At 63.7% G+C, this 22,506-nt stretch carries 17 protein-coding genes; 14 read left to right on the plus strand and 3 right to left on the minus strand.

Annotation, left to right across the window (positions count from 1 at the left end; translation table 11 throughout):
• Positions 1 to 11: 11 nt before the first annotated feature.
• Genes aroQ through G4D79_RS16425 form a run of 3 tightly spaced genes read left to right on the plus strand, consistent with a single transcriptional unit; the run spans position 12 to position 3,249 of the window.
• Positions 12 to 461 carry a type II 3-dehydroquinate dehydratase gene (gene aroQ, locus G4D79_RS16415; protein WP_007730969.1) on the plus strand — a complete coding sequence of 150 codons (450 nt, stop codon included), beginning with the start codon at positions 12 to 14 and terminating at the stop codon, positions 459 to 461.
• Complete coding sequence (locus G4D79_RS16420) at positions 461 to 1,339, plus strand: shikimate dehydrogenase (protein ID WP_054187687.1); 879 nt, start codon at positions 461 to 463, stop codon at positions 1,337 to 1,339. Before aroQ ends, G4D79_RS16420 begins: the two co-directional genes overlap by 1 nt.
• Entirely contained in the window at positions 1,336 to 3,249 is a 1,914-nt protein-coding gene (locus G4D79_RS16425; protein WP_073512179.1) for a sugar phosphate isomerase/epimerase and 4-hydroxyphenylpyruvate domain-containing protein, read from the plus strand. The genes G4D79_RS16420 and G4D79_RS16425 overlap by 4 nt, the downstream gene beginning before the upstream one ends.
• Here G4D79_RS16425 and fdhD read toward each other — a convergent pair.
• On the minus strand, positions 3,200 to 4,069 hold the full coding sequence (gene fdhD / locus G4D79_RS16430; protein WP_054826986.1) for a formate dehydrogenase accessory sulfurtransferase FdhD: 870 nt from the start codon (positions 4,067 to 4,069) through the stop codon (positions 3,200 to 3,202). The genes G4D79_RS16425 and fdhD overlap by 50 nt on opposite strands.
• 1 nt (position 4,070) lies before the next feature.
• Positions 4,071 to 6,380, minus strand: coding sequence for an FdhF/YdeP family oxidoreductase (locus tag G4D79_RS16435; RefSeq protein WP_030536640.1), 2,310 nt, complete (start codon positions 6,378 to 6,380; stop codon positions 4,071 to 4,073).
• Positions 6,381 to 6,501: 121 nt separating this feature from the next.
• Here G4D79_RS16435 and G4D79_RS16440 point away from each other — a divergent pair, with 121 nt between their 5' ends.
• The 3 genes from G4D79_RS16440 (at position 6,502) to G4D79_RS16450 (ending at position 10,233) form a co-directional block, all read left to right on the plus strand.
• Positions 6,502 to 7,509 (plus strand): iron-siderophore ABC transporter substrate-binding protein, encoded by a 1,008-nt coding sequence (locus G4D79_RS16440; RefSeq protein ID WP_030536639.1) that lies wholly within the window; start codon positions 6,502 to 6,504, stop codon positions 7,507 to 7,509.
• Between the two features lie 63 nt (positions 7,510 to 7,572).
• Entirely contained in the window at positions 7,573 to 8,187 is a 615-nt protein-coding gene (locus G4D79_RS16445; protein WP_030536638.1) for a GNAT family N-acetyltransferase, read from the plus strand.
• A 12-nt stretch (positions 8,188 to 8,199) separates the two neighbouring features.
• Positions 8,200 to 10,233, plus strand: a complete 2,034-nt coding sequence (locus G4D79_RS16450; RefSeq protein WP_214514247.1) for a S9 family peptidase — start codon at positions 8,200 to 8,202, stop codon at positions 10,231 to 10,233.
• Positions 10,234 to 10,304: 71 nt separating this feature from the next.
• Here G4D79_RS16450 and G4D79_RS16455 read toward each other — a convergent pair whose 3' ends face one another.
• Positions 10,305 to 11,006, minus strand: coding sequence for a hypothetical protein (locus G4D79_RS16455; protein ID WP_019749074.1), 702 nt, complete (start codon positions 11,004 to 11,006; stop codon positions 10,305 to 10,307).
• Between the two features lie 172 nt (positions 11,007 to 11,178).
• On the opposite strand from G4D79_RS16455, the gene G4D79_RS16460 reads away from it, so the two are divergent.
• The 8 genes from G4D79_RS16460 to obgE all read left to right on the plus strand — a co-directional run bounded on the left by G4D79_RS16460 (position 11,179) and on the right by obgE (position 22,491).
• Entirely contained in the window at positions 11,179 to 13,860 is a 2,682-nt protein-coding gene (locus G4D79_RS16460; RefSeq protein ID WP_099698216.1) for a valine--tRNA ligase, read from the plus strand.
• Complete coding sequence (locus tag G4D79_RS16465) at positions 13,857 to 15,296, plus strand: folylpolyglutamate synthase/dihydrofolate synthase family protein (protein ID WP_030536635.1); 1,440 nt, start codon at positions 13,857 to 13,859, stop codon at positions 15,294 to 15,296. Before G4D79_RS16460 ends, G4D79_RS16465 begins: the two co-directional genes overlap by 4 nt.
• Entirely contained in the window at positions 15,293 to 15,733 is a 441-nt protein-coding gene (locus tag G4D79_RS16470; RefSeq protein WP_003944448.1) for a DUF4233 domain-containing protein, read from the plus strand. The genes G4D79_RS16465 and G4D79_RS16470 overlap by 4 nt, the downstream gene beginning before the upstream one ends.
• A gap of 18 nt (positions 15,734 to 15,751) precedes the next feature.
• Complete coding sequence (ndk, locus tag G4D79_RS16475) at positions 15,752 to 16,171, plus strand: nucleoside-diphosphate kinase (protein ID WP_003944527.1); 420 nt, start codon at positions 15,752 to 15,754, stop codon at positions 16,169 to 16,171.
• Positions 16,172 to 16,619: 448 nt separating this feature from the next.
• Positions 16,620 to 19,865 carry a translation initiation factor IF-2 N-terminal domain-containing protein gene (locus tag G4D79_RS16480; protein WP_099698201.1) on the plus strand — a complete coding sequence of 1,082 codons (3,246 nt, stop codon included), beginning with the start codon at positions 16,620 to 16,622 and terminating at the stop codon, positions 19,863 to 19,865.
• A 319-nt stretch (positions 19,866 to 20,184) separates the two neighbouring features.
• Positions 20,185 to 20,496, plus strand: a complete 312-nt coding sequence (gene rplU, locus G4D79_RS16485; protein WP_003944533.1) for a 50S ribosomal protein L21 — start codon at positions 20,185 to 20,187, stop codon at positions 20,494 to 20,496.
• Positions 20,497 to 20,538: 42 nt separating this feature from the next.
• Complete coding sequence (gene rpmA, locus G4D79_RS16490; protein ID WP_003944532.1) at positions 20,539 to 20,808, plus strand: 50S ribosomal protein L27; 270 nt, start codon at positions 20,539 to 20,541, stop codon at positions 20,806 to 20,808.
• A gap of 231 nt (positions 20,809 to 21,039) precedes the next feature.
• Complete coding sequence (gene obgE, locus G4D79_RS16495; protein WP_099698202.1) at positions 21,040 to 22,491, plus strand: GTPase ObgE; 1,452 nt, start codon at positions 21,040 to 21,042, stop codon at positions 22,489 to 22,491.
• The last annotated feature ends 15 nt before the right edge of the window (positions 22,492 to 22,506 follow it).

The following is a 22,506-nucleotide window of genomic DNA, read 5'->3' on the forward strand; positions in this document are numbered from 1 at the left end:
AGGTGCCCCTGATGACTTCATCTCTACCGATTCTGGTCCTCAACGGGCCCAACTTGAATTTGTTGGGCCAGCGCCAACCGGAGTTCTACGGGAGAGACACGCTGGACGACGTAGTTTCCCGCTGTGAAGCGGCGGCCGCGAAGTTCGGAGCGGTGGTCGAGGCAAGGCAGTCGAACCACGAGGGCCAACTGATCGATTGGATCCACGAGGCCAGGGGAAACGTTGCGGGCATCGTCATCAATCCCGGTGGGTACTCGCATACCTCCGTTGCGTTGCGTGACGCTCTGGTCACACTCGATGCCCCCGTCGTGGAGGTGCACATCAGCAACATCCACAGTCGCGAAGAATTCCGTCACCACTCGTATGTCTCCGGGATCGCCGACGCTGTCATCTGCGGATTGGGAATCGACGGTTACAGCGCCGCAGTCGAATTCGTCTGCGTCCGAGAAGGGAAGAACTGATGAGTGATTCGATGCTCTGCGGTCTGATCGGCACCGGAATCGGAGCCTCTTTGACTCCGATCATGCACGAGGAAGAAGGGCGCAGACAGGGTCTTCCGTACGTCTACCGCATCCTCGATCTCGACGTGATGGGCATGGCGCCGTCGGACATCGGTGAACTTCTCACCTATGCACGACGTTTCGGGTTCCGCGGCCTCAACATCACTCACCCGTGCAAGCAGTTGGTGATCGAGCACCTCGACGAGCTCTCGCCCGATGCGAGCCGGCTCGGCGCGGTGAACACGGTCCTCTTCGACTCCGGCAAGGCGATCGGACACAACACCGATTGGTCGGGCTTCGGCCGAAATTTCGACGACGGACTTCCCGGAGCACAGCTCGATCGTGTCGTGCAGCTCGGTGCCGGCGGAGCCGGTGCGGCGGTTGCCTATGCCGCGCTCACCCGTGGCGTCGGGACACTGACGTTGGTCGATTCGAGCCTGCCTCGCGCGCAGGAACTTGCACAAACCTTCGCGCAGCAGTTTCCGGCGCAGGTTGTCGAGGCGCGGCATACGAGCGACCTCGCCGAAGTGCTCGGCAAGGCAAACGGATTGATCCACGCGACGCCGATGGGAATGGCGGCTCATCCCGGAATGGCGTTCTCGCCAGATCTGCTTCGCCCTGATCTGTGGGTGGCCGAAATCGTCTACCGTCCACTCGAAACCGAACTGTTGCGTCAGGCAAGGTTGATCGGAGCCCCGACGCTCAGCGGAGGCGGAATGACTGTCTTCCAGGCCGTCGACGCGTTCCGGATCTTCACGGGCATCGAGCCCGACAGTAAGCGCATGCTCGCGCACATGACGGAACTTGTACACGGCGAACAGACTGCGGCAGCGCTGTGAGTGCCCCGGTCCGGACGTCGATCGCGACGGTATCGCTCAGTGGCACTCTCGAGGAGAAGCTCGACGCCATCGCTGCTGCCGGCTTCGACGGCTTCGAGGTGTTCGAGCCGGATTTTGTTGCTTCGCCGTGGTCCCCGAAGGAATTACGAACGAGGGCTGCGGATCTGGGCTTGACCCTCGATCTGTATCAGCCGTTCCGTGACTTCGACACGGTGGACGAGGCCCAATTTGCTCGGAATCTTGTTCGAGTGCAACGCAAATTCGAGCTCATGGATCAACTGGGGTGCGAGACGCTCCTGGTGTGCTCCTCGCCCCTGCCGACCGCAAGTCACGATGACGGTCAGTTGACAGAGCAATTCGGAGCTCTCGCCGAACTGGCGTCCGAGCACGGCAAGAAGGTTGCCTATGAGGCGCTCGCGTGGGGTGCCCACGTCAACACGTACGGCCATGCGTGGCAGATCGTCGAGGGCGTCGACCATCCTTCGCTCGGTACCTGTCTGGACAGCTTTCACATCCTCTCGCGCGGTGACGATCCCGCCGGAATTCGCGAGATTCCCGGCGAGAAGATCTTCTTCCTCCAGTTGGCGGACGCTCCGTTCTTGGCGATGGACATCCTCCAGTGGAGCCGGCATCACCGAAACTTCCCGGGGCAGGGCAGCTTCGATCTCAATGCGTTCGCTCAGCATGTCTACGCCACCGGTTACGACGGACCGTGGTCGCTCGAGATCTTCAACGACGTATTCCGCCGCGCCGACACCCAGCGGACGGCAATCGACGCTCATCGGTCGCTCCTGCATCTGGAAGAACAGGTCGCCGCCGCGAACCCTGCCGCCGGTGGACCCACGCTGTTCACCGCCCCGGAGCGCACACCGCTCGAAGGAATCGTGTCTCTGCGAATCGCGGCGGGTCCGGCGAAACAGGACCAGGTGCACTCGATGCTCTCCCGCGTCGGTTTTCATCTTGTCGGACGGCACCACGATCACGATTTGCAGTTGTGGCGGCACGGACCGCTCACCGTTGCCGTGGATGCGACTGCGGGCACGGTGTGGACGGCGCCCGGGCTGCCTGCGGATCTACCGGTTCTCACTCAGATCGGCATCCGGGCAACCGAACCCGAGGTGTGGGGAGAGCGCGCTCTGGCTCTCGAAGTGCCGGCGACGCGCGTGCAGTTGCCCGGTTCGAGCGACGAGAACTCCGAGGTACCGGACGTCGTACGCCTGAAGGTCACCGATGCGACATCGATCGACCTTCGTGGCCCCGGCAGCGCTGCAGCGTGGGAATCGGCATTCGAGATCTACCCGCTACCCGCCGAGCGCAATCGTGAACAGGGCGCAGTGTTCACCGGGATCGACCACGTGGCACTGGCAGTTCCGGCGGAGAGTTGGGACGGCATCATGCTGCTCCTGCGGTCCGTGTTCGAGATGCAACCGCACGAGGGGCAGGACGTCACCGATTCGGTCGGACTCATGCGGAGCCAGGCACTCACGCTCGTTCAGGACGGTGACGGACATACCCTGCGGATCTCACTGAACATGGTGGAGGGCAGTCGAAGCGGGCTGCCGACGGTCCGCCGCGGCGGCGTCAGCCACGTCGCTTTCGCGTGTGAGAACATCTTCGGTGCCGCTGCGTCCATGCAGGACTGGGGCTTTGCTCCGCTACCCATTTCCCCGAACTACTACGACGATCTGGACGCACGTTTCGGTCTGAATTCAGAACTGCTCGACCGGATGCGCAGCGCCGGAATCCTTTACGACGCGGACGCTCACGGCGAGTTCTTCCACCTGTTCACCCCGACCGTCGGGGGAGACCTGTTCTTCGAGGTCGTGCAGCGGGTGGGTGGATACGAGGGCTACGGGGAAGTCAACTCCGCTGTGCGACTGTCGGCTCAGTTGCGCGCGAGTTCGACGTGACCTCGACTCGGTGCGGGTGCGAGTAGACGTTCATCGAATCGCCGCGGATGAAACCGGCGAGAGTCAGCCCGGACTCCTGCGCTAGTTCCACGGCCAGCGACGACGGCGCGGAGACAGCACCGAGGATCGGAATGCCGGCCATGACGGCCTTCTGGACGAGTTCGAACGACGCCCGACCGCTGACGATCAAGATCGTGTCGTAGAGGGGCACTCGGCCGTCGGTGATGGCCCAACCGATCACCTTGTCGACGGCGTTGTGACGGCCGACATCCTCGCGCAGTGCCAGGAGTTCGCCGGTGGCGGTGAACAATCCGGCCGCGTGCAGGCCACCGGTGCGCTCGAAGATCCGTTGGCTCTCCCGCAGTGTGACCGGCATGGCCGACAGGATGGTCGAGGTGACGGAAGTCGTGTCACCGACCAGCGGATGTCGCGTCGTGGTTCGGACGGCGTCGAGCGAGGTCTTGCCGCACACTCCGCACGCGGAACTGACGACGGTGTTGCGGTCGGTGGTGTGGTCGGGCAACGGCACTCCGGGAGCGAGAGCGATGTCGAGGACGTTGTACGTGTTCGCACCGGATTCGTCGACGCCGTCGCAGTAGCGGACGACGCTCACGTCGTCGCGGGTGGCGATGACACCTTCGCTGAGAAGGAATCCGTGCACGAGATCGACGTCGTTGCCGGGGGTCCGCATCGTCACTGCCAGCACCTGACCGCCAACTCTCATTTCGAGTGGTTCCTCGACGGCCAGCGTGTCGGGGCGCGTGACGACCCGATCACCCGAGATTCGAACGACCGGTGTTCGTGCGGTGACTCGTCCCATCTCAGGCGCCCGATGCTTCGAGTCGAACGGTGACGGCCTTCGACACCGGCGTGTTCGACTTGGCTGCAACGTGTTCGAGGGGAACGAGCGGATTTGTCTCGGGGTAGTACGCCGCAGCATTGCCGCGCGGGGTGTCGTAGGAGACGATGCGGAATTCCGTGACCCGACGCTCTTCGAGTGTGCCGTCGGGTGTTGTCCACTCGGACACGATGTCGACGAGATCGCCGTCACGGAATCCGAGCGCGGTGATGTCTTCGGCGTTGACGAGGATGACTTTGCGTCCGCCCTTGATGCCGCGGTATCTGTCGTCGAGGCCGTAGATCGTGGTGTTGTACTGGTCGTGGCTGCGCATCGTCTGCAGAATCAGGCGCCCACTCGGAGTGGGTATCCAGTGCAGGTCGTTCACGCCGAAGTTGGCTTTGCCGGTGTGCGTGCGGAACTCACGCGAGTCACGCGGCGGGTGGGGGAGTTGGAATCCGTCTGGCTCTCGAACGCGGGAGTTGTAGTTTTCGCAGCCTGGCACTACCCGTGAGATGGAATCGCGGATCAGATCGTAGTTGCCCTCGAAGGCCGACCAGCGGACGGAGTGATCGTTGCCGAGTAGTTCGCGGGCGAGTTGGCAGATGATGGCGACTTCGCTACGCAGGTAGGGGCTGACCGGTGTGAGGCGTCCGCGCGACAGGTGCACCATGGACATCGAATCCTCCACGGAGACAAGCTGCTTTCCGCCGGCTTGGACGTCGAGGTCGGTGCGTCCGAGGGTGGGGAGGATGATCGCGGTCTGCCCGTGGACCACGTGACTGCGGTTCAGCTTGGTGGACACCTGCACGGTGAGTTCGCATTGACGCAACGCTGTTTCAGTCGCTGCGGTGTCCGGGCTTGCCTGGATGAAGTTGCCGCCCATCGCCATGAAGAAGCTTGCCTTGCCTGCGTTCATGGCGCGGATCGCGTCGACGGTGTCCCATCCGTGCTTGCGGGGACTCGAGATCGAGAACTCGGTATCGAGCGCGGCCAGGAACTCTTCCGGCATCTTTTCCCAGATGCCCATCGTGCGGTCACCCTGGACATTGGAGTGTCCTCGCACCGGACAAACGCCGGCACCGGGTTTGCCCATCATTCCACGCATGAGCAGCAGGTTGACTGCTTCTTCGATGGTGGCGACTCCGTGTGTGTGCTGAGTGATCCCCATGGCCCAGCAGGTGACGGTTCGCTCGGATCGGGCAAGTGCGGCAGCCGTTTCCTCGAGCTGTGCCATCGACAGACCCGTTGCCTCGAGTACCGTGTCGAGATCGACCGCGCGGATGTGCTTCTCGTATTCGTCCCAACCGGCGCAGTACCGGTCGACGAAAGCGCGGTCGACGACCGTCCCGGGAGCGCGATCTTCCTGCTCGAGCAGCAGCTTCCCCAGGCCTTGGAACAGCGCCATGTCGCCGCCCAGCCGGATCTGCAGGAACTCGTCCGCGATGTCGACTCCGTGCCCGATCACGCCGGACACCTTCTGTGGATCCTTGAACCTGCGCAATCCCGCCTCGGGCAGAGGATTGATGGCAATGATCTTGGCGCCGTTGCTCTTTGCCTTCTCCAGCGTCGAGAGCATTCGAGGGTGGTTGGTGCCGGGGTTCTGTCCGGCGATGAGGATGAGATCGGCGTTCTCGAGGTCGGGAACCGTCACCGAGCCTTTGCCGATGCCGATGGATTCGGTCAGTGCGCTTCCGGACGACTCGTGACACATGTTGGAACAGTCGGGCATGTTGTTGGTGCCGTAGCTGCGAATCATCAACTGGTAGAGAAACGCGGCTTCGTTGGACGTGCGACCGGAGGTGTAGAACACCGCTTCGTCCGGCGATGCGAGGCCGTTCAGATGTTCGGCGATCAGTGCGTACGCGCCGTCCCAGTCGATCGGCCGGTAATGGGTTGCTCCCGGCGTCAGGACCATCGGGTGCGTCAGTCGCCCCTGCTGTCCGAGCCAGTAGTCGGTCTTGCCTTCGAGATCGGCGATCGAGTGCTCCGCGAAGAATTCGGGTGTGACGGTGCGAAGCGTTGCTTCCTCGGCAACAGCCTTCGCTCCGTTCTCGCAGAATTCGGCGGGCTTGCGATGTCCGGGAGTCTCCGGCCACGCACACCCCGGGCAGTCGAAGCCGTGTCGCTGGTTGAGTCTGGTGAGCGTTCGGGCGGTCCGCAAGGCTCCCATCTGCTCGATTCCTCGTTGCAGCGACACCAGAACGGCCGGAACTCCGGCGGCGTAGTCCTTGGGGTGCGTGACTTCGAGATCCGATTCGTCGATGTCCTTCGAGGGGCCCTGGCGCGTCATGTCTCCATAGTGGCCCGAACGGCGCGGTACTGCCATCGAATGGGCCGGTCGAACTAGCCGGAATGAAGCTTTCATCGGCTAGCCTTACCTACCGAACCAGCAGACTTTAAGGGGTAGGAACATGGATCGAACGGACGCAGGTCGGCTGACCCGGCGCGGATTTCTGATCGGCACGTCGGGAGCGTTGCTGGCATTCGCCGCAGCCTGCTCCAGTTCGAACGACGAGGACACACCTCCCAGCGGTGACTCTGCGGAATCGATCACCCACAAGTTCGGGGCTACGGAGTTGCCCAAGGATCCGCAGCGGATCGTCAGTGTCGGATACAACGATCAAGATGCGATCCTGGCGCTCGGTGGGACCTTGGTCGGAACCTTCGACTGGTACGGCGATTACCCCTACGGAGTGTGGCCCTGGGCGCAGCCGCTGCTGAACGGGGCGACTCCCGAGATCATCGGAACTGCGGGCACCACCATTCAGATGGAGAAGGTCGCTGCCACGACACCCGACCTCATTGTCGGCACCTACTCCGGGCTCACTCAGGCGCAATACGACAAACTCAGTGCCATTGCGCCGACGGTGGCGCAGCCCAAGGAGTTCGCGGATTACGGAATCCCCTGGCAGAACCAGACGACCATCATCGGCGAAGCGTTGGGGCAGCAGGGTAAGGCCACCGAGCTGATCGCCGGCGTCGACCAGAAGTTCGCCGACGTGAAGACGGCCAATCCGGCGTTTGCCGGCAAGACCGTTCTGGTCGGCGCGTTGAAGGGGCCGGGGCAGTTCGGGGTCTACGGACCGGAAGACCCGAAGGTGCGGTTCTTCACCGAACTCGGATTCGTGAATCCGCCTGTCACCGATCAGATCACGGGTAACTTCGCCGAGATCAGCACCGAGCAACTCTCGCTCGCGGACGTCGACGTACTCGTCTGGTACGCCGGTGGCGGCTACGGCGACAAGCTTCGCGCGGAGCTGGACAAGACCCCGATCTACCAGGAACTCGACGTCGTGAAGGACGGCCGCGCGATCATTCTGGAAGACGCTGCTGCCGAAGCCATGACGTGGAGCACCGTACTGAGCTTGCCGTACGCGCTCGAACAGATTCCGCCGCGGATTGCGGGCTTGCTCGTCTGATCGGTTCAAGGACAGCGCTGTTCAAAGTCCAGTGATTCGGACAGTCGGCGGTACTCTCGCCTCATGGGTGTACACGTACGGCCGGCTGTCCGATCCGATATTCCGGCACTGTCGGCAGTGTTGGCCGAGGCGTTCGAAGATGATCCCTTGATGGCGTGGATGTTGCCGGACGAGGCCACCAGGGCTGATCGCCTGACGAAACTGTTTGCCGCAGAAGCTCGTTACCACCACCTCGCCGGGGGCGGCGTCGAGGTGGCCACCGACGACAACGGCCTGATCGGCGGGGCAACTCTGTGGGATCCGCCGGGGCGGTGGAAGCAGTCGTGGATTTCCGGGCTCGTGAGCCTGCCCGCAATGGTGCGTGTCTTCGGCAGGGGGCTACGACACGCGGCCGAGGTCAGCTCCGTTCTCGAAGGAGCACACCCGAATTCGCCGCACTGGTATCTCGCGACCGTCGGGACCGGCAGCGCGGCGCGCGGTGGGGGATACGGCAAAGCGCTGCTGAACTCTCGGTTGGAGCGTTGTGACCGTGAACATGTCGACGCTTACCTCGAGAGCAGCAAGGAATCGAACATCCCGTACTACAACCGCTTCGGTTTCGAAGTGACCCGTGACATCGTCATGCCAGGCGGCGGGCCGACGATCTACGCAATGATGCGTCAACCGCGGGGCGCGTGATACGAACTAGTGGTGACCCAGATTCCCGAGCTCCACGCAGGCACACCGTTCGACGAACTCGACGACTACATCGCTCTGGCCAGGTTGTCCGGCCTGGTGTTGTCACCTGACGGCTCGCTGCTGATCTGCGCGCGCGCCGTTCTCGACGACAAGAGCGCCGAATACGTGTCCTCGTTGTGGGAGATCGACCCGGAAGGCCGGCGTCCTGCGCGTCGGTTGACCTGGGGTTCGACCAGCGAGTCCGGTGCTGCCTTCGCGTTCGACGGCGACGTGCTCTTCACTGCCACGCGAGCCGTGCCGGGCGAGAGTGATCCGCAACCAGCACTCTGGCGCCTACCAGCGGCGGGCGGAGAAGCTCAGCTGCTGATCTCGCGTCCCGGTGGTGTCTCGTCGGTATCAGCGGCGAAGGCGGCGCCGACGTTCGTGGCCCAGACGTCGGTCATGGCTTCGGCGATCAGCCTCGACCAGGACGATCAGGTGCGATCGGCGCGCAAGGACAAGAAAGTCACGGCGATGCTGCACACCGGTTATCCGGTGCGCCACTGGGACCACGACCTGGGCCCCGATCATCCGCATCTGGTTGTGGCCGAGACGGATTCGAAGGAATCCGTCGAGTTGCGGGACATCACACCGACGGCAGGCGCAGCGCTGCGGGAGACGTCGACCACGATTTCCGACGACGGTCTCTTCGTCGTGACCACGTGGACTGTCGGCGATGCGAGTGCCGCCCGCCGATCGACGTTGGTTCGGATCGACACGGTGACCGGTGACCGAGTCACGCTTGTCGACGAGGCCGACGCGGACGTCTACAACCCGGTGCTCTCGCCGGACGGAACCAAGCTCGCGTTCATCCGGGAGACACTCACCACACCGGAGTTCGCACCACGAATGACTCTGCAGCTCTACGACTTCGGATCCGGTGCCGTGACCGGCGTCGCCGACGGCTGGGATCGCTGGCCTACCTCACTTGCCTGGCTACCCGACGGATCCGGGCTGGTCGTCACCGCTGACGACGGCGGCCGCGGTCCGATCTTCACCATCGACCTGTGGGGCCAACCAGTGCGCCTGACAGCCGACGACGCGGCGTACACCGACCTTCGAGTGGCGCCGGACGGTGAGTCGATCTACGCGTTGCGAGCCTCGTACGAAGCGCCCCCGCACGTGGTGCGGGTCGATCTGCGATCAGGTGAGATCACCGCACTTCGTGGGCCCGACACTTTGCCGGAGCTGCCGGGAACACTGACCGAGATCACCGCGCGTGCCGAGGACGGTTCGACGGTGCGTAGCTGGTTGGCGCTGCCGACGGGCGCCGCGCCGCATGCACCGGTGCCATTGCTTCTCTGGGTCCACGGCGGCCCACTCGGTTCGTGGAACACCTGGTCCTGGCGGTGGAATCCGTGGCTGCTCGTCGCCAAGGGCTATGCAGTACTGCTACCAGATCCCGCGCTCTCGACCGGATACGGCCAGGACTTCGTCCAGCGGGGGTGGGGTCAGTGGGGCAAGGCGCCCTTCACCGATCTGATGGCGATCACCGATGCTGCTGTCGCCCAGCCCGAGATCGACCCCAAGCGAACCGGCGCGATGGGTGGTTCGTTCGGTGGTTACATGGCCAACTGGATTGCCGGACATACCAACCGTTTCGACGCCATCGTCACCCACGCGAGTCTGTGGGCACTCGATCAATTCGGCCCGACGACGGACGCTGCCTGGTACTGGCAGCGCGAGATGTCGCCTGAGATGGCCGTCGAGAATTCGCCGCATCTGTACGTCGCGGACATCACGACTCCGATGCTGGTCATCCATGGCGACAAGGACTACCGGGTTCCGATCGGTGAGGGCTTGCGACTCTGGTACGAACTGCTTGCCGAGTCAGGTCTGCCCGCCGACGACGACGGGAAAACGGACCATCGCTTCCTCTACTTCCCCGACGAGAATCATTGGGTGCTCAAGCCGCAGCACACCAAGATCTGGTACGAGGTGGTCACCGCGTTCCTCTCCGAGCACGTTCTCGGCGAAGATGTCGCGCTACCGGAGATTCTGGGCTGAACCCGCGCGTGCCTCGTTCGGATGAAACACCGAACGAGGCACGAGCGTCTTCGCGTGGATCCGGACCGGAATCAGGCGCCGGGGCAACGAACGGTGTACGACCACTCGGTGTGGTCAGGGCCCGTGACGCGAACCAGAACGGACGACGCCCCACCGGCGGGCACGTTGACGACAGCTGAACCAGTTCCCTCGTTGATGTTGTCGCCGATGTATCCGGTGCTGTGGATCAACCGACCTTCGTAGTACACCTCGATCAGGTCCGGGACGTTTTCGGTCTCGTAGCCGAGCACGAACGAGGTCGGGCCACCGCGGCCGAGTTCGTGCTTGGTGCTGGTGATTCCTGCGCCGCCCGAGACGGTCGAGGCGTCGCAGCGCTGCGTGGGCGCAAACGATCCGCCGCCGCCGCTGCCGCTGGCCAGGCCACTGAGAATGTCCCTGACGTTGCCACTGGCCAGGCCGTTGACGATGTCCGTCGCGCTGGTCGAGCCGGCGTTCAGGCCGCCGAGGACGTCGTTGAGGTTCCCGGTGGCGATCCCGCCGACGATGTCACCCACGCTGCCGCTGGCGATGCCGTTTGCGATGTCGTTCCCGATATCGCCGACGCTTCCGTTGATCGTGGCGCTGCCACTGTCGATGCTTCCTTGCACACTTTCTTCGATGCCGGGGGCAGCGGACGCAGTCGCCGGAAGCACGAGGGCAACCGCCGCTCCGATCGTCGCGGCCGCCGCCAAGGTTCGAACGCCGGGACGGCGAGAACTCCAGTTGTTCAACATATTTGCTCCACGGGTAGTTGGTCGGTCGTCCTTCAGAGCGATCCTGTCAGCCGAGCGGATCGGTGAATATCGTTTGTTCGGCTGACCCCGGACCGCGGGGCAGTCGTTCGTGTGCGCTGCGGCGGCCGACGGGCGAATTCGTTCACGACGGGGGAGTCATTAGGATCAAGTGGTGACCAGTGCAGCTCCAGAGAACCCCCAGACCCCCGCCGATGCCCTACCCAAGAGCTGGGACCCCAGCGCGGTAGAGGCCGATCTGTATCAAGGCTGGGTAGACGCCGGGTACTTCCAGGCCGACGCGACCAGCGACAAGCCCGGCTACTCCATCGTGCTGCCGCCCCCGAACGTCACCGGCAGCCTGCACATGGGCCATGCCCTGGATCACACCCTCATGGACGTGCTCAGCCGTCGCAAGCGGATGCAGGGCTACGAGGTGCTGTGGCTGCCAGGCATGGACCACGCCGGTATCGCCACGCAGTCCGTCGTCGAGAAGCAACTCGCTGCCGACGGAAAGACCAAGGAAGATTTCGGCCGCGAGCTGTTCATCGACAAGGTCTGGGACTGGAAGCGCGAATCCGGTGGAACCATCGGTGGCCAGATGCGGCGCATCGGTGACGGCGTCGACTGGAGTCGTGATCGTTTCACGATGGACGAGGGCCTCTCCCGCGCCGTCCAGACCGTCTTCAAGCGCATGTTCGACGAGGGCCTGATCTACCGCGCCGAGCGTCTCGTGAACTGGTCGCCGGTGCTGCAGACCGCGATCTCCGACATCGAGGTGAAGTTCGAGGACGTCGAGGGTGAGCTGGTTTCCCTGCGCTACGGCTCGCTCGACGACAACGAGCCGCACGTCATCGTCGCGACCACTCGCGTCGAGACAATGCTCGGTGACACCGCAGTAGCGGTCCATCCCGAGGACGAGCGCTACAAGCACCTCATCGGCACCACTCTCGATCATCCGTTCACCGGGCGTCAGATCCCGATCATCGCCGACGACTACGTCGACCCCGAGTTCGGAACCGGCGCTGTGAAGATCACGCCGGCTCACGACCCCAACGACTTCGACATGGGCCTGCGGCACAACCTGCCGATGCCCACCATCATGGACAAGACCGGCAAGATTGCCGACACCGGAACCGAATTCGACGGAATGGACCGCTTCGAGGCTCGCGTCAAGGTTCGCGAAGCTCTCGCCGAGCAGGGACGCGTCGTCGCCGAGAAGCGTCCGTACCTGCACAGCGTCGGGCACTCCGAGCGCAGTGGCGAGGCCATCGAGCCTCGTCTCTCGTTGCAGTGGTGGGTCAAGGTCGAGACGCTCGCCAAGGCTGCGGGTGACGCGGTTCGCAACGGGGACACCGTCATTCACCCGGCGAGCCAGGAGCCACGCTGGTTCGACTGGGTCGACAACATGCATGACTGGTGCATTTCCCGTCAGCTCTGGTGGGGTCACCGCATTCCGGTCTGGTACGGCCCCGAGGGTGAAGTTGCGTGCTTCGGTCCTGACGAAACGGCGCCGGAAGGCTGGGTCCAGGATCCCGACGTCCTCGATACCTGGTTCTCCTCCGGACTGTGGCCCTTCTCGACGATGGGCTGGCCGGACAACACGCCCGAACTCGAAAAGTTCTATCCCACCAGCGTTCTCGTCACCGGCTACGACATCCTGTTCTTCTGGGTCGCCCGCATGATGATGTTCGGCACCTACGTGTCCGAGGACGAGTCGATCACCGCCGGTTCGGGTAAGTCCGGCGCGCAGATGCCGTTCAAGGACGTGTTCCTGCACGGACTGGTCCGCGATCAGTACGGCAAGAAGATGTCGAAGTCTCGCGGCAACGGTATCGACCCACTCGACTGGGTCGATCGTTTCGGCGCCGACGCCCTGCGATTCACACTTGCACGCGGCGCCAACCCGGGCAGCGACCTGTCCGTTGGCGAGGATTCGGCGCAGTCCTCGCGCAACTTCGCGACCAAGTTGTTCAACGCGACCAAGTTCGCTCTGATGAACGGCGCTGCCCCCGCGCCGCTGCCCGCTCGAAGCGAACTGACCGACGCCGATCGTTGGATCCTCGACCGTCTCGACACGGTCCAGGCCGAGGCGGACGCCGCATTCGATCGCTACGAGTTCAGCAAGGCGTGCGAAGGCCTGTTCCACTTCGCGTGGGACGAGGTCTGTGACTGGTACCTCGAACTCGCCAAGGTGCAGTTCGCCGCCGACGAGGCCGTCGCCGCGAACACCCGCGCCGTGCTCGGCAATGTTCTCGATGCACTGCTCCGCCTCCTGCACCCGGTCATTCCGTTCGTGACCGAAACCCTGTGGAAGGTGCTCACCGGCGGCGAGTCCGTCGTCGTCGCCGAATGGCCCGTGTTGTCCGGTGAGGCAGTCGACGCCCAGGCCGCAACCAGGATCGAAGACACGCAGAAGCTGATCACCGAGGTGCGACGATTCCGAAACGATCAGGGACTCAAGCCTTCCCAGAAGGTCCCGGCTCGTGCGTCCGGGCTATCGGAGGCCGGCATGGACGGCCAGTTCGCCTACGTGGCGGCGCTGGCCAAGCTGACCGAACCCGAAGAGGGATTCACCGCGTCGATCTCCGTCGAGGTGCGCCTGAGCCAGGGCACCGTCACTGTCGACATCGACACCTCGGGCACCATCGACCTCGGCGCGGAGAAGAAGCGGCTCGAAAAGGACCTCGCGGCAGCGCAGAAGGAGCTCGTCACCGCTGACAACAAGCTGGCGAACGAGGCCTTCCTGGCGAAGGCGCCCGACGCCGTCGTGGACAAGATCAAGACACGTCGCCAGATCGCCGTCGAAGAGATCGAGCGCATCACGGGACGTCTGAAGGAGTTGGCCGACAAGTGAGTTCGTACGAGCCGTCCCAATTCGACGCTCAGAGTTCGGTTCCGACTCCGGTCGACATCGCCGAACTGGCGCTGGTGGAAGCAGAACTCGACAAGCGTTGGCCCGAGACCAAGATCGAGCCGTCACTGACTCGTATCGAGGCGCTCATGGATGTCCTGGGCTCGCCTCAGCACAACTATCCGTCGGTGCACGTCACGGGAACCAACGGTAAGACGTCGGTAACGCGCATGATCGATTCGTTGATGACGGCTCTGCATCGTCGCACCGGGCGAACCACCAGCCCTCATCTGCAGATCGCGACCGAGCGGATCAGCATCGACGGTCATCCGATCTCGCCGCGGCTCTACGTGGACACGTTCCGCGAGATCGAGCCGTACGTGCAGATGATCGACGCACAGTCGGAGGAAGCCGGGGGACCGGCGATGAGCAAGTTCGAAGTGCTCACCGCCATGGCCTATGCGGCCTTCGCGGAGGCGCCGGTCGACGTCGCCGTGGTCGAGGTCGGCCTCGGCGGACGCTGGGACGCCACCAACGTGATCGACGGGCAGGTTGCGGTGATCACCCCGATCAGCCTCGATCACGCCGAGTACCTGGGCACCGACCTGGCCGGGATCGCGGAGGAGAAGGCCGGGATCATCAAGAAGGGCCGCGAGGACCTGGTTCCGGTGGACACCGTCGCGATCATCGCCGAGCAGACTCCCGAAGTCATGGAGGTATTGCTGCGGCGTGCTGTCGAGGTGGAGGCCGCGGTCGCTCGTGAAGGCTCGGAGTTCAAGGTGCTTGCTCGCCAGATCGCGGTGGGCGGACAGCAGCTCGAACTTCAAGGCTTGAGCGGTGTGTACACCGACATCTTCCTCCCCCTTCACGGTGAGCATCAGGCGCGCAACGCCGCGCTCGCGCTCGCTGCCGTAGAAGCGTTCTTCGGTGCCGGTCCGGATCGACAACTGGATCAGGATGCAATCCGCAACGGGTTCGCCTCGGTCGTCAATCCCGGTCGCCTCGAACGTGTTCGGAGTGCGCCGACGGTCTTTCTCGACGCCGCCCACAATCCAGACGGTGCTCGCGCTCTCGCGGCCGCACTGTCCGCCGAGTTCGACTTCCGCAAGCTCGTGGGAGTGGTCAGCGTCATGGCGGACAAGGACGTCGACGCCATCTTGACTGCATTCGAATCCGTCTTCGACGAGATCGTCGTCACCCACAACGGGTCACCCCGGGCGATGGACGTCGAAGAACTGGCGAACATCGCCGTCGCGAAGTTCGGCGACGAGCGCGTCGTCGTTGCGCCGGTGCTTGCCGACGCCTTGGAAGTCGCGATCGAAATCGCCGAGCAGGTCGCCGAACCCGGTGAGGCCGTATCAGGGGCGGGTGTGGTGGTGACGGGATCCGTCGTGACCGCAGGCGCCGCCCGCACGCTGTTCGGAAAGGACCCCGCGTGAGTACCCCGTCAGATGCCAATCCCGAGTCCGGAGACCACGAGCCCGGAGACACTGCCGGCGAGTTCGGGCCGCCGACCAAGGACCCGTGGAAAAGCTTCCGCGGAGTGATGGCCGGAACCCTGATCCTCGAGGCGATCGTCGTGCTGCTGGCTTTGCCGGTTGTCGCGGTCGTCGGCGGAGGCCTCACCGCGGCCTCCGCGGGATTCATCATCGGGTTGGCGGTACTGATGATTCTGGGTGCGGGCATCCAGGGCAAGCCGTGGGCGATGGGGTTCAACGTCGCGCTGCAGGTGATTCTTCTGTTCGGTTTCTTCGTCCACCCGTCGATCGCCGGTGTGGCGATCACCTTCGGGATCGTCTGGGGATACCTCGTCTACCTGCAGAGAGACATCAAGCGCCGGATGGACAAGGGCCTGCTTCCCGGTCAGCGGGACTGACCATTTAGGCTGTCCGCTGTGACTGAGCGCACCCTCGTACTGATCAAGCCCGACGCCGTTGCCCGTGGATACGTAGGAGAAATCCTCAGCCGTATCGAGCGCAAAGGCCTGACAATTGCAGCACTCGACCTCCGCGTAGCTTCCGAAGAGGTGGCTGGTAGCCACTACGCAGAACACGCCGAGCGTCCGTTCTACCCGAGCTTGTTGGAGTTCATCACCTCCGGTCCGCTGGTGGCCGCAGTGCTCGAAGGCCCCCGAGCCATCGCTGCTTTCCGTCAGTTGGCCGGCGGAACCGACCCGGTCGACAAGGCTCTTCCGGGTACAATCCGCGGCGACTTCGGACTCGAAGCGCAGCAGAACCTCGTTCACGGCAGCGACTCCGTGGAGTCGGCAGAGCGTGAAATCGCTCTGTGGTTCCCCGCGCTGTCGTCCATCTGAATCTCCGATCGGGCCTCTGGCCCACATGAACGGGCCTTCGGCCCACATCTCCACAGCGAATTCTCGGCACGTATCCCACATCGGTGCGCCCTTTGCAGTTGCAGGCGCGTTGGTGTGGGATACTGCTTTCAGTTGAACCGCAATTTGTTTTACGCACGTTCAACCGGATGACACCTAGGTTCGATGCCCTTTCATCGCTGCTCCAGGTCAACAGGAAATCCCTGGACCTCTGCACGCTGGATGATCAGGCGCTCGCGCACAGGACAACGGCCATCCAGCCAGGCACTTCATGTGCTCGCAGTGAATAACGGGCATTGCGGACCATGCGGAGCGAGACCTTACAATCTCGTACTCACTTCTGAGTGCGAGTACACACAGCACGCTCCCGCGTGGCCGCGTGACAACTCGACTTCTGGGTTGGACGCGCCCGGGGGCTGAGGAGACTTACGTGGCCGATCAATCCCCAACCGAATCAGATTCCAGCACCACCCCGGAATTTCCCGACAAGATGCGCGTACACGCGCTGGCGAAGTTGCTCGGCGTCACCAGCAAGCAGGTCCTTGCCGAAGCCGCAGCGCTCGGTACCGAATTGCGCAGCGCGCAGTCGAGTCTCCACCGTGACGTCGCTCAGCGGATTCATGCCTCGTTGGCTTCCGCGGCCGAGGCCATCGAGCCCGTCGTCGCCGAGCTCGACACCCTCATCGACCCGGTTGTCGAGGCGCCTGTTGTCGAGGAGCCTGCTGCAGAAGCTCCCGTGGAGGCTCCTGTTGCAGAGGCTCCGGCCGAGAAGCCTGTCAGGGCTCGTCGCACCCGCAAAAAGGTCGTCGTCGAAGAACCTGCAGCAGAAGAAGCAGTGGATCCGGCTGTCGCCGAGATCAGCGCTGGACTCGACGCCGCTGCTGCGCTGCAGAGCAAGGAAGCCGAGCAGTCCGATCTGTTCACTTCCTTCGAGGCGCCGCAGACCCATCAGCCCGAGGTGGCTCCCGCCGCGCCGCAGGTCCCGCTGTTCCTGCAGCCGGATCTCGAAGCCGCCGAGGTAGCTCCGCGTCGCCGTCGCGCACGCCGCGAGCCTGCTGCACCGTCGGTCGTCGAAGAGAAGCAGACAACCGCGGAAGCCGAAACCGTCGTTCCCGAGGCAGCGCCGGTTGCAGTTCCTGCCGTCGAAGAGCCGGCTGTGACCGCACCGCAAACCGAGGGCGAGAGCGCCGAGTCCGAGGACGAGGACGACGATCAGCCGCGTCGCCGTCGTCGTGGACGCCGTGGACGTGGACGTGGTCGCGGTGAACAGGGTGGTGAGCAGGGTTCGGACGAAGAGTCGGATACCGCTACCGAATCGGAGCAGGAATCTGCCCCTGCGGCAGTCGAGAAGCAAACCGACGACGCTGCCGGCGAAGAATCCGGTGGTAAGTCCGAGTCCACCGCTGATGCGGATTCCGAGAATGCCGACGATTCCGATCTCGATGCCGACGGATCGAGCCGCCGTCGCCGTCGTCGTCGTCGTCGCAAGACCGGCACCGACGGCGCCACCGACGCGACTGCGACGTCCGAGGACGATCCGCCGAACACCGTCGTTCACGAGCGCGAGCCGCGCAACAAGACCCGCGTCAAGGACGAGGTCCAGGGCATCAGTGGTTCGACACGTCTGGAAGCGAAGCGTCAGCGTCGCCGCGACGGTCGTGACGCCGGCCGACGTCGCCCACCGATCCTGACCGAGTCGGAGTTCCTCGCGCGTCGTGAGGCCGTCGATCGCGTCATGGTCGTGCGCGATCGGGCAGACAGCGGTCAGCCGCATGCGACTACACAGGTAGCAGTCCTCGAAGACGGAGTGCTGGTCGAGCACTTCGTCACCAACTCGGCGTCCGCGTCGATGGTCGGCAACGTGTACCTCGGACGTGTCCAGAACGTGCTCCCCAGCATGGAAGCTGCGTTCATCGACATCGGACGTGGCCGCAACGGTGTTCTCTACGCCGGTGAGGTCAACTGGGAGGCTGCCGGTCTCGGTGGCAACTCGCGCAAGATCGAGCAGGCTCTCAAGCCTGGCGATCAGGTGCTCGTTCAGGTCAGCAAGGATCCGGTCGGCCACAAGGGTGCTCGACTGACGACACAGATTTCGCTTGCCGGTCGTTTCCTCGTCTACGTGCCCGGTGGTACGTCCACGGGTATCAGCCGCAAGCTTCCGGACACCGAGCGCAAGCGTCTCAAGGAAATCTTGCGCGACATCGTTCCCGCCGACGCCGGCGTGATCATTCGCACGGCGTCCGAGGGCGTCAGCGAAGAAGAGTTGGCGCGCGACGTGACTCGTCTGCAGGCTCAGTGGGCCGGCATCGAGGAGCAGGCTGCGGCTGCGGACACCGGTAAGTCCGGCAACCCGCAGGCGCTGTACGAAGAGCCTGACATGCTGGTCAAGGTCATTCGTGATCTGTTCAACGAGGACTTCTCCAAGCTGGTCATCGAGGGCGATAAGGCGCACACGACGGTCGAGAACTACATCAACTCCGTTGCGCCCGACCTGCTTCCGCGGCTCGAGAAGTACACGCCGAACAACGGTATCGACGTCTTCGCGGCTCGCCGTATCGACGAGCAGTTGGCCAAGGCACTCGATCGCAAGGTGTGGCTGCCGTCCGGCGGCACCCTGGTGATCGACCGCACCGAGGCCATGACCGTCGTCGACGTCAACACCGGCAAGTTCACCGGAGCCGGCGGAAACCTCGAAGAGACCGTCACCCGTAACAACCTCGAAGCGGCCGAGGAGATCGTTCGCCAGATGCGCCTGCGGGACATCGGCGGAATGATCGTCGTCGACTTCATCGACATGGTTCTCGAATCGAACCGGGACCTGGTCCTGCGTCGGCTCACCGAATGCCTGGGTCGCGATCGCACGCGCCATCAGGTGTCTGAGGTCACGTCACTCGGGCTCGTGCAGATGACGCGCAAGAAGTTGGGCACCGGATTGGTCGAGGCCTTCTCGACCACCTGTGAGCACTGCCACGGCCGCGGCATCATCGTCCATTCCGAGCCCGTCGAGGTGAAGTCCTCGGACGACGGAGGATCGCGTTCGGGCTCGCAGCGCAGTGATTCCGGTACCTCGCGCAAGAACAAGCGTGGCCGCGGAGACAAGTCGGCTTCGACCGAGTCCAACGGACAGGAAGCTCCGGCGCCGGAGGTTCCGGCCGTCGACGCGACGGTCAAGCGGGCTCATCCGGTGGCATTGGCGATGGCCTCGCATCACCACGACGACGACGAGACCGTCGCGGCCGACTCGACCGAGTCTGATTCCGCCGGTGTGTCTTCGGGGGACGATGCATCCAAAAGTGCCGATCGGCAACAAGATCGGCCGATCGATACTCCTGCTGCTGCTGAGCACCATGACGTTCCTGTTGTGGACTCTGCTGCGGAAGAAGTATCCGCAGTGGACAACGAGTCGGCCGCAGCTTCGACCGAAGCAGCTCCGCGCGGTCGTCGGCGTAGTCGCCGGGCGTCGCGGGCAGCGTCGGCACCGGTTGCCGAGGCAGCTCCCGAGGTGGGCACGGTCTTCGTGATTCCGACTCCGGAACCCGTGGTGGACGCGGTCGCGGAAAACGTTCCGGCTCCGGCCACCGAAGCTCCGGCTGAGGAAGAAGTTGTCGTCGTCAAGCGACCCCGTCGCAGGCGTGCAGCAGCACGTCCCGCAGGGCCTCCGGTAGACGGAGAGTAAGAACTACTGGCTTTCGGTCGGTTGGATGACTTCGCGATGAGCGAGGACATCCAACCGTTATCCGAAGTTTCAGCTGGTAGAAGCAGTGCAGAGTAGTAAGCACCACCCCTCGGCGGGGCGGTTTGACCCTGACGGTTGCTTTCCCGTAACCTTGGAGGGTCGCCACCCGGCGGTAGAGATTCCGTGTGCCTAGAGTGCGCGTGAATGTCCCGGTACGTCAGTGCCGAGCCGAGGTGACATAAACCAGACCAGTCGCGATGCATTTGAAGCCTCAGGCAGCAGCGCGAGCAAGTTCGAAGAAGCAAGGGGTAGCCCTCCGATGGCAACGTACGCGATCGTCAAGACCGGCGGAAAGCAGTACAAGGTCGCTGTTGGTGACCTCGTCAAGGTCGAGAAGATCGAGGGTGAGCCCGGCACTGCTGTCTCGCTTGCTCCCGTTCTCGTGGTCGACGGATCCGACCTGACCACCGACGCGGCCAAGCTGGCCAAGGTCGCAGTCACCAGTGAGATCGTCGAGCACACCAAGGGCCCGAAGATCCGCATCCACAAGTTCAAGAACAAGACCGGTTACCACAAGCGTCAGGGCCACAGGCAGCCGATCACGGTGCTCAAGGTCACGGGCATCAAGTAACCAGTTCTTTCTAGCTAATTTCACCCGAGGAGGGTCAATAGCATGGCACATAAGAAGGGTGCATCCAGCTCCCGTAACGGTCGCGATTCAAACGCCCAGCGCCTCGGCGTGAAGCGCTTCGGCGGCCAGTCGGTCAGCGCAGGCGAAATCCTGGTTCGCCAGCGCGGCACGCACTTCCACCCCGGCGTCAACGTCGGCCGTGGCGGCGACGACACCCTGTTCGCTCTCGCTGCCGGTGCAGTCGAGTTCGGCCAGAAGCGTGGACGCAAGACCGTGAACATCGTTCCGGCCGTCGTTGCGGCTGAGGTCTAGTCTTTCTCGCTAGTTGTGCGTCATCGGTTCTACTTCGGTAAGCCGGTTCTGCTTTCGGTAAGAGAGTGACGCGTTCCAAGCTCCCGATAGGGGCGGACCAGGGTTGAAATAACCCGGTCCGCCCCTATCGTTTGTTTAAGCAGTACCCGTTTTGCCCCGAGCAACCCTGCTCACCAGAAGTTCAGCTCATCGCGTGAGACCCGCAATTGACTGAGGAAGGATCCGGCAGTCATGTCCCGATTCATTGACCGTGTTGTGCTGCACGTCAGCGCTGGAAAAGGCGGCAATGGTTGCGCCTCCGTACACCGCGAGAAGTTCAAACCGCTCGGCGGTCCGGACGGTGCCAACGGAGGTCGCGGTGGCGACGTCATCCTCGTGGTCGACGAGAACATCCACACCCTCCTCGACTTTCACTTCCATCCCAACGCGAAGGCGACCAACGGCAAGCAGGGCGCCGGCAGCAACCGCGAGGGTGCAAACGGTGAAGACCTCATCCTCAAGGTTCCGGATGGAACTGTGGTTCTCGATACCGACGGCAACGTGCTTGCCGACCTCGTGGGTGTCGGTTCACGCTTCGACGCCGCTCAGGGCGGCCGCGGCGGACTCGGCAACGCAGCACTGGCCTCGAAGGCTCGCAAAGCTCCCGGTTTCGCACTCCTCGGTGAGGACGGTGTCGAGCGTGACCTGGTTCTCGAACTCAAGTCGGTAGCCGACGTCGGTCTGCTCGGATTCCCCTCCGCCGGTAAGTCTTCGCTTGTGTCCGTTCTCTCTGCGGCCAAGCCGAAGATCGCCGACTACCCCTTCACCACTCTGGTCCCCAACCTCGGCGTCGTCTCGAGCGGTGACACCACCTTGACCGTCGCCGACGTGCCCGGGCTGATCCCCGGTGCCAGCGAAGGCCGCGGTTTGGGCCTGGACTTCCTGCGCCACATCGAACGCTGCGCCGTATTGGCGCACGTGATCGACTGCGCCACCCTCGATCCGGGACGTGACCCGATCTCCGACATCGACGCCTTGGAAGCAGAGCTGGCTGCGTACACGCCTGCGCTCTCCGGCGATTCGGGACTCGGTGACCTCGACAAGCGCCCGCGCGTCGTCATCCTCAACAAGACCGACGTTCCCGAGGCCGCCGAATTGGCCGAAATGGTCACGCCTGAGATCGAAGCTCGCGGATGGCCGGTCTTCACCATCTCGGCGGTGAGCCGAGAAGGATTGCGACCGTTGACATTCGCGCTGGCGAAGATGGTCCGCGACTACCGCGAAGCTCATCCGAAGCCCGAGCCGAAGCGCCAGGTCATTCGCCCGGTCAAGGTCAAGGATTCCAGCTTCACCATCGAGAAGGATCCCGATATTCCCGGTGGGTTCGTCGTCCGAGGCACCCGCCCGGAGCGGTGGATTCGTCAGACCGCCTTCGACAACGACGAGGCCGTTGGTTACCTCGCCGACCGTCTTGCTCGATTGGGCGTCGAGGACGCATTGGTCAAGAAGGGCGCTCAGCCAGGAGCTTCCGTCACCATCGGCGACGTCAGCTTCGAGTGGGAGCCGATGACGCCGGCCGGTATCGATCTGACCCGCACGGGCCGTGGAACCGACCCGCGTCTCGATCAGGTGGAGCGCATCGGCGCCGACGAGCGCAAGCACGCGCGTCGTGTCCGCCGCGGCTTGCTCGACGAAGACGCCTGACCCACGCGATTTCAG

The organism is Rhodococcus sp. WY5 (genome assembly GCF_018588185.1).
Taxonomy (GTDB): Bacteria; Actinomycetota; Actinomycetes; order Mycobacteriales; family Mycobacteriaceae; genus Rhodococcus_F; species Rhodococcus_F qingshengii.